The sequence below is a fragment of the Stieleria sp. genome (genome assembly GCF_041595215.1).
Classification (GTDB): Bacteria; Planctomycetota; Planctomycetia; order Pirellulales; family Pirellulaceae; genus Stieleria; species Stieleria magnilauensis.
In genome coordinates, this window is sequence record NZ_JBFHKV010000303.1 from 1 (window position 1) to 8,299 (window position 8,299).

At 59.2% G+C, this 8,299-nt stretch carries 4 protein-coding genes; 3 read left to right on the forward strand and 1 reads right to left on the reverse strand.

Features of this window, described 5'->3' with window-relative positions; genetic code table 11:
* Window positions 1–989 precede the first annotated feature (989 nt).
* Window positions 990–2,315, forward strand: coding sequence for an integron integrase (locus ABX749_RS13545; protein ID WP_372896444.1), 1,326 nt, complete (start codon window positions 990–992; stop codon window positions 2,313–2,315).
* Window positions 2,316–2,474: 159 nt separating this feature from the next.
* Here ABX749_RS13545 and ABX749_RS13550 read toward each other — a convergent pair whose 3' ends face one another.
* Window positions 2,475–5,186, reverse strand: a complete 2,712-nt coding sequence (locus tag ABX749_RS13550) for a hypothetical protein (protein WP_372896445.1) — start codon at window positions 5,184–5,186, stop codon at window positions 2,475–2,477.
* 501 nt (window positions 5,187–5,687) lie between these two features.
* Here ABX749_RS13550 and ABX749_RS13555 point away from each other — a divergent pair.
* Together ABX749_RS13555 and ABX749_RS13560 are read left to right on the forward strand one after the other, a co-directional pair.
* A complete protein-coding gene (locus ABX749_RS13555; protein WP_372896446.1) occupies window positions 5,688–6,611 on the forward strand; it encodes an alpha/beta hydrolase in 924 nt (307 codons plus the stop codon).
* Window positions 6,611–7,882: a 3-dehydroquinate synthase gene (locus ABX749_RS13560; RefSeq protein ID WP_372896447.1), complete on the forward strand. Its 1,272-nt coding sequence runs from the start codon at window positions 6,611–6,613 to the stop codon at window positions 7,880–7,882. The genes ABX749_RS13555 and ABX749_RS13560 overlap by 1 nt, the downstream gene beginning before the upstream one ends.
* The last annotated feature ends 417 nt before the right edge of the window (window positions 7,883–8,299 follow it).

Consider the following 8,299-nt stretch of genomic DNA (forward strand, 5'->3'; position numbering starts at 1 on the left):
CGCTTTGCGTCTGCGAGCAGTCCAGATTCCAAAGCGTCAGGCGACAGCGGGTTGGACGATAGTGGAGGTGCGTACGGATTTTCGTTCAAGTGTTGGCTGAAGCAATCGATAGACAGAACGTCACGGATCACGCGGTCGCCGCGAGCAATCCTCCACTTCAATAACCACGACTCGGCGACTCGTCGTGCATCCGATGGTTACCCGCGACACTCCAACGTCGGCATCAAACGGTCAACGGAATGTGAGCTTCGAGATCACCGACAATTGCTGTTAGAGCTAGTTCCCAAATTGCCAACGAGTCCAACGTATATCCCACAGGTGCAGTTGTATATGCATGCAACCCGCCAAAGAATCCACGTCTGATCGGTGGGAAATCAATCAGAATCTGATCGTGGGCTCCAAACGGAATCAGCCGTCGTGCGGAACGAGCCCCAAGTTTCATTTGCCATGCCCGGCCCCGTCGAAAGACACAGTCCGGCACGCCTGCAGTGATTACCTCTAAGCCCCACTTGAGAGTCAACGTTTCACCAGAAAGCGTGACAACGGGAAGTTTGGATCGGGACGCGAGTAGCAGCGGCCATTTCTTCCACAACTCAAACAGATGCTCCGGGACCTGTTCAACCAACTCCTGCGTTTCGGATGAGCTCGCCATTCGTATTCGATTCGGTTCACTACGACGGGTAACAATCAATTATTGGTGGTCCAACTGCGGTAAAAGTACATATTCCGCGGTTGGACAGCGGAATATCTCCCGCCACCCGATCTTACGGCACCCTGCAGGGGTAGTCAAGCGGTCCGCGAGTCACTAAGGTTTTCGGATCGACGAAAAAACGTGAAGTGCGTTTCGATGCCTTCTGTTTGCATCGCCGGTCGCGGGCATTTGCCGAGGCCATTGGCTGACCGATGATGCGGAACAAGGCCCACAACCCTGGATCAACGCGGGAGCGATTAGGATGTCAGTGGAACGATTTCGACGGTGCCTTGGCGTGATGAATCTTCCCGAAAAGGATCGCGAGTGGTTTCCAAAGTGGTTGGGCAGCTATGCTAGCTTTCCGGCCGTCCGAGCCCAAACAGACTCTTCAGAAGAGATTGTGGTTCGGCGTGACCTGGTGATCGAGTTTCTTCAAAAACTTCTTGCCGCCAAAACTCCCGCATGGCAACGGCTTCAAGCGGCGCGCGCGATCGAGGCTTATCAAGGAACGGTACTGCAAACCAGCGTCGTAGACTTTCGGCCTATTCGAGACCGATTGACAGAAATCACGCGTCGCTACGACGGAGCCATCGGCGGTGGCGAGGACTATGATGCTGACCTTGTGCCGGGGGAAGGAAATGCAGGTCTGATCGATGCGACCGAACCGGAGTGCGTTCAGCGGATGCGAGCGACATTGCGTCGGTTACATCATCCCAAGAGCACCGAAGACGCCTACGTCGGCCAACTCAAAAAGTTTATCCGGCACTTGGATGACGACCGGCTTGAACAATTTGGCGAACCAGAAATTGGGGACTTCCTGACTGATCTGGCAATCGAAGGCAACGTCGCAGGATCGACTCAGAACCAAGCACTTTCGGCAATCCTGTTTTTCTACGAGAAGGTGCTTTGTCGCGATCTCCACTTTATCAATGCCGTACGAGCCAAGACGAGCGAATATCGGCCCGTTGTGCTGACCAAAACGGAGATCACTGAAATATTTCAATATGTTTCCGGGGTCTACCGTTTGATGTTCTTGATGATGTACGGCGCCGGTTTGAGACACCGAGAGTGCAGGAAATTGCGGCTGAAAGACTTCTGCATCGAAACACGCCAGATCGTCGTCCGAAACGGGAAGGGAATGGAGGATCGCGTGACGGTGTTACCCGACAACACCATTGAGATGCTGCAACAACAGATCGCCACGGTGCGCGCGATGCACAACCAAGACCTCGCCGATGGATACGGAGAAGTTTACCTTCCCTACGCATTGGCGCGGAAATACCCTGCTGCTCAACGTGACCTGGGTTGGCAATACCTGTTTCCATCCAACAAACTCTCACGAGACCCCCGCAGTGGACGAACTCGGCGTCACCATGTTCACGAGCGCACGTTTCCAGCTCGTTTCAAACAGGCCCTGCGCCGAACCGAGATCCTCAAGAAAGCGGTCCCTCATACGCTTCGCCATAGTTTTGCCACTCACATGCTTGATGACGGGGCGGACATTCGTAGCGTGCAGGAATTGCTCGGACACAAGGATGTCAAGACGACGATGATCTATACCCACGTCATGAACCGGCCGGGATTGGCCGTGACCAGCCCCGCGGATCGGCTGGGGTTGGTTTGATTCACCGGCATCAGGTGGAAGCCGCCAAGGCTTTCGTTTTCTAGGGCGGCGGCGACTTTTGCTGCGCGGGCCCTCTCTGGCGTTTGCTTGCTGCGCAAACGCCGTCTCTCCCAGAGGGAGAGAATCTAAATGGGCTGCCGCTACATTGCTCGAGCAAAACTAGCGGTCGGCGTACACCATGATGCTCTCTTCCTTCGTCACCGGCACGTTGGATTGGTCGCTGGTGACAATCGCCTTGACCAGATGCCGCCCTTCGGCGACACCCCTGGCTTTGACCCGATAGACCATCTCATCGTTGGCCTTGAGTAGGGCTCGCGGCGAGAAGGCGATGATGCCTTGTCCCTGCGGCGTGAAGTCCCCTTGTTCGACCAACTGCAACCCCTGAGGAAGCTGCAACGCGACTTTGACGTTGGTGTCGTCGCGAGAACCGGTGTTGCTGATTCGGATCTCGTAGATGGTGTCGCCACCGATTTCGATCGGATCGGCACTGTCGTTGATGGAGAACGTCAGCTCGGCCAGCGAGGCCACTGCGACCTGACTCTCGGTCATCGTCTTGATGCCCAAGTCCGCGGTCGCCACGGTTTGCAACACACGATTGCCTTCTTCGACCGGCAACAGCGTCAACGGCACCTTGCCGGATTGTCCGACCGGCAACGCGTCCAAGGACCAGAACACGGCGTGTCGAGACGCGTCGTATTGTCCTTCGTAGTCTGTTTTCACAAACGTGAATCCACGATCAAGCTGAACGCTCATCTCAACGTTCTGTGCTTCGGCCGTCCCCACGTTGGCAATCTCTACCGTGTAGGTGGCCTGTCGTTCCAAGAACCGACGCGACGGTCCGGTCAGAGTCGCCTTCAACTCCGGAGCGACCACCTCGACGGCGATTGTGTGCGTGGTTTCCAATCCGTCATCGCCTTTGACGCGAATCTGATTTTGCACAACACCGGCTTTGACCGCCCGCATCCGCAAGACTTGTCGCCGGATTTCCCCCGGACCGAGCGTGCCGATCAAGTTATCCAGCTGTGTTCCCTGGGGATGCTCCAGTCCGACCGGAACGTCCTCCTGCAGAATCACGCCGGTCGCTTCGCCGCTGCCAGGATTGCTGACTTCCAATTCGATCTCCAGTTGCTGACCGATCAAGACCTTTTCGGGTGCCCGTTGGACGACGCGCAATTCGGGCCGTGTGCTGATCGTTCGGACCGACGCCGCGGCTTCGAACGTGACACGGGCGACGCTGCCCAATTCGCCTTCCTGTTCGGGAGTCAATTGCAACGTGATCGTGCGTTCTTGGTTGGGTTCCAGATCACCGAGCTCCCAGTACAACTCGGGTTGGTATTTCGGGTTCGGACGCGGCGTCGCATCGGTCAACGTCATGCCGTTGGGGACACGGTCATGAACCTGCACATTCAAGGCCTTGGAACCGCCGACGTTCTTGACGGTGATGACAAACGAAGCCGGTTTGCCGACCTTCACTTCGACAGGCGCCCGTTTGTGAATCACGACCGACGGAGACTGTGGACCGTCCAGGTAACGTTCGCCGGGAGCCGCCAAGGTCGGTCCGGCGGGCAATTGACCTTCGGCAGCGGTTTGTTTGTAACCGACACCCTGATAGACCGAAGCGTTGGGGGCTTGAGCCGCGGCCGAATAGGCCTGGGCCGCAGGATAGGCGGGCGCGGTGGCGGGGTAGTTCGTCGCGGCAGCCGCCGTCGGCAGAGGCTGCATCCCTTGCGCTTGCATCGCGCTGGCGCCCGTCGCCGGGGTACCGAACGATGGAGCAGGCAATTGGGTTGCCGCGGGCGCGGCGGCCATCGGAGAGTGATCGGGAACACCGAAACCACCGGTCGGCTGCGCGTAGCCTTGTCCGGTCGACGCAGCGGCGGGTTGGCCGTAGGGCGACGGTGTCGAATCGGCAACTTGTCCGTTGCCGACGATTTGAGGCTGAGACGTGATGCCCATGGTGGCGGCAGTCATCGCTGGCTGAGACGCAGCCGGTGCGGGCTGTTCCGCTTCGTCTTGCATCGGAAATTGGGTGGCGCCGATTTCCAGCGTCATCGCCGGCTCGCGATGGATCCGCATCGTCGACCCCGGTGCTTCGGCCAATTGCGGCTGGGACAGCCCGGCCGCATCGTCGCCGACCGGCGTCAACATGGCCGACGGCATCCCGGCGGCCGGATCAGCGGTATTGGTCAACGAGGGACCGCGATCGAATCCTTGTGGTGCAGCAGCGGCAGCCGATGCGGTGTTCGGGTCGAATGCTTCGGAATTCGCAAACGTTCCGCCGCGCAGATCGTTCGCCGGCGGTGGACCGGCTGGGCCGCTGCCAGCCAGGCCGCTGCCAGCCAGGTCGCTGCCCGCTTGAGGTGGTTCGGAACCGTTGTCGCTGGGCGTCTCGGCGAACGTGATTTCGGACAGTCGGGGTTGTTCGGGAAGCGATGCGGCGGGAGCATCAGCGATCGGCAATCCCATTGAAAACGAAGGTCCGCCGGCGTCGGCTTGGGCGTCGATTGCGACGTCCGCTTCGGCATCCATCGGGGGCGCGTCGTCAAAACTGGGCAACCGCATTTTCATCACCGAACGTCCACCGAGCGAGCTTTCGGGCTGCGCCGCAGTCTCGGAGTCCGCGGGGATTTCCGGCAACACCATCGAATCGCTCGACTCGGTGTGCTGAACCAGACGCACCGACGGCGACGCCGAGCCTTCCGCTGGTCCGGGCTCACCGACCGGTTTGAGCAATTGGACGTCTGCGGGATCGACCGACTGCAAACCCGCCGTTGCGCCGATGGGCGAAACCGCCTTGCCGGGTGGAATTTGCTCTTCGGTCCAAGCCGATTCGGTGCTGGCTTCTTGGTCTTTTTGTGCTTGGGCAGCCATGATGGCTCCCAACAAAATCGTCACAGCACCTGCGGCGAGTCTTACGCCAAACGCTTTCATGGGTCTCAATCCGTTGGTGAAAAAACCGACTGGTCCTCCAGTGGGAACTACGGCATAGCAAATTCGCACAGGGTGTGAAAAGTCCGCTTCTGCGGAACTGCGGCCGTGACGTCGTTCCGCGCGGGTTGGTAACTCGCCTTGAGGCGATTCTTCCTGGCTCGCTGCGGAGCAGCGAGCCAGGGCGGCTAAAGCCTGTACACCAACGTGCTCGCTGAGTGCCGCTCCGGGGACTGTCCCCGAGGCGTTCTATTGCGTTGATTTCGGAACATCTACTGAATCGACAGGCGGGGACAGACCCCGGATGGCAATTCGGTTGGCAGGTCGACCGGATTCGCAATCCGTCCTACAGGCTTGGTTCCCGCTAAACACGAATGCAAAGCATGCCGCGGCTGCTATCATAGAGGTGACTTCCCCACCTCAACGACGCCCGCCCCACCTTCGATGCCTGCACCCACCCCTCCGCCGAGTTTTGTCGCCCTGTGCCTGGCCGCCGGCCTGGTTGCTTTCCACCCGCCTACGGGGCTGTTCGCCCAAGAGCCTGCCAAGTACGAACACGGCCCCGACTCCCAGCCAAACGATGCGGTTCCACACGGAACGGTCACCCAACACGTTTGGCTCGACAGCAAGGTCTTCCCCGGCACCAAACGCCGTTACAGCATTTACGTTCCGGCCCAATACGATCCCCAAAGGCCTGCTGCCCTGATGGTGTTCCAGGACGGACATACCTTCGAAGGCACCACCGGCGACTACCGCGTACCCGTCGTCTTCGACAATTTGATCGCAAAAGGCGACATGCCGGTGACGATCGCGGTGATGATCGATCCGGGCTACACGAGCGAGCTGCCGGAGAAACGCGGCTGGCGGCCGCGGCCGGAAAATCGCAGCGTCGAATACGACACCGTCAGCGGCGACTACGCCGAGTTTTTGCTCACGGAAATTTTGCCGGCCGTCGAAAAAGACTATCGGATCAGCTCCAACCCCGAGCTGCGAGCGATTTGCGGCAACAGCTCCGGAGGCATCTGCGCCTTCGGTGTCGCCTGGCATCGGCCGGACCAGTTTCGCAAGGTGCTCAGCCACATCGGCAGTTTTGTCAACATCCGCGGCGGACACCACTACGCCGCAATGATCCGTAAAACCGAAAAGAAGCCGCTGCGAGTGTTGCTGCAAGATGGTGCAAACGACCTGGACAACCAGCACGGCAACTGGCCGCTGGCGAACCAACAGATGGCCAAGTCGCTTGAATTTGCCGGCTACGATTACAAGTTTGTGTTCGGCACCGGAGCCCACGACGGGAACCACGGTGGCGCGATTTTCCCCGACTCGCTGCGATGGCTGTGGCGGGGATGGAAGGAGCTGACGCCGTAATGCTTCGTCCATCGAACCCCAAGAGTCATTCGCCCCAGCCCCCAGCCTCCGTCGCGGACTCGATCATCTCCAGACCCCCTTCTTCCCCTGCGGTGCCCCAAGGCAACGCCGCAGCCGACGCATCCTTGGACGTTCCGTTTGCGGTTCCGTTCGTGCACCGCTTGCGGACGACCGAGCAAATCGCGGGCGCCGATTTTCCGACGCTGCTGGAGCTTTTAAAACAGGACAGCTTTGGCGACGCCAAGGTGCTGCTGGTCGCCGAACGCCCGGTCGCCGAAGCGGCCGACCACGTTGCCGACCTCGCGGAGCGGTTGACCGAATCCGCCGGCGTGAATCTCGTGAGCGATGTGGTCTTGGTCGAAGGCGGAGAAGCGGTCAAAAACGATTCCGTCTGCGTCGAACAGATTCTGGCGGCCATCAATGCTCATGACCTGGACCGGCGCAGCTACGTGATCGCGATCGGCGGCGGTGCGATGCTGGACGCGGTCGGGTACGCCGCTGCGATCGCCCACCGCGGAATCCGTCTGATTCGGCTCCCCACGACAACGCTGGCGCAAGGCGACAGCGGGGTCGGAGTCAAGAACGCGATCAATTACTTCGGCAAGAAGAACTGGGTCGGCACGTTCAGCGTTCCGTGGGCGGTGATCAACGATGCCTCGCTACTGAAAACACTGCCCGACCGAGACTTTTGCAGCGGATTCAGCGAGTCGGTGAAGGTGGCGTTGCTGAAGAGTCGCACCGAATTTGATTGGCTGTGTGACCACGCCGACCAGATCCGCGCACGCGACATGACCGTTGCGTCGGCGGCGATTGCGACGAGTTGCAAATTGCACCTGCGGCATATCACCGAAGGCGGTGATCCGTTCGAAATGCTGGAAGCCCGACCGCTGGATTTTGGCCACTGGTCGGCGCACAAGCTGGAACCGATCACGGACTTTGACATTCGACACGGTGAAGCCGTTGCGATCGGAGTCGCGATCGATTGCTTCTATTCACATCTCAAACTCGGCTTCGCCATCGAAGACGTGCACCGCGTGTGCGAGTGTTTGCACACACTCGGATTGCCGCTTTGGCACGAAGCCTTGTCGCCGCTCGATCGCTTGCTCGATGGGTTGGAAGAGTTCCGCCAACACCTCGGCGGCCGCTTGACGATCACGATGCTTCAACGCGTCGGAGAGAGCATCGACGTTCACGAAATCGACTCGTCGGCGATGGCAAAGGCGATCGAAATGCTGCGTGCCGAAGGCGACCGTATCGCTGGCAAACGTTAGCACACGGTCTTGTCTTTAGCGGGCCCTATCGCTGAGTCTCGCAAGTGGTTGGGCGCGCGTCTGTTGGCCGGTACGAAAATCGGGTAGGAAGATTTCGGAGGTAAGAAAATGATGAGATGTCCCAGTCATTCGATCTAACCAATCTTCCTACCTTCAAAATCTTCCTACCTCCCCCCAGACCACCGCACCCTGTCGTGTCGGCGGAAACCGGGAGGGATGGCAGAATGATTCGGGGCAGAATGATGGAGCAGGCGTCTTATAGAGAGATTCCGCATAGCCCAGGCTCCGCTTCGGATACCCTGCTTCCACAGGCTTTCGACCAATACTGCTAAGTTAACATCAATGAGGGTGCCCGGACGCTGGCGCGAACCGGCTGATCTCAAACCATGATCAGCCGTTTGGTGCGAGCCTACGAAC

Bases quoted from the DNA above. Each gene is read 5' to 3' on its own strand.
- ABX749_RS13545 (WP_372896444.1), top strand. From the start codon at position 990: ATGAATCTTCCCGAAAAGGATCGCGAGTGGTTTCCAAAGTGGTTGGGC.
- ABX749_RS13560 (WP_372896447.1), top strand. From the start codon at position 6,611: ATGCTTCGTCCATCGAACCCCAAGAGTCATTCGCCCCAGCCCCCAGCC.
- ABX749_RS13555 (WP_372896446.1), top strand. From the start codon at position 5,688: ATGCCTGCACCCACCCCTCCGCCGAGTTTTGTCGCCCTGTGCCTGGCC.
- ABX749_RS13550 (WP_372896445.1), bottom strand. From the start codon at position 5,186: ATGGCTGCCCAAGCACAAAAAGACCAAGAAGCCAGCACCGAATCGGCT.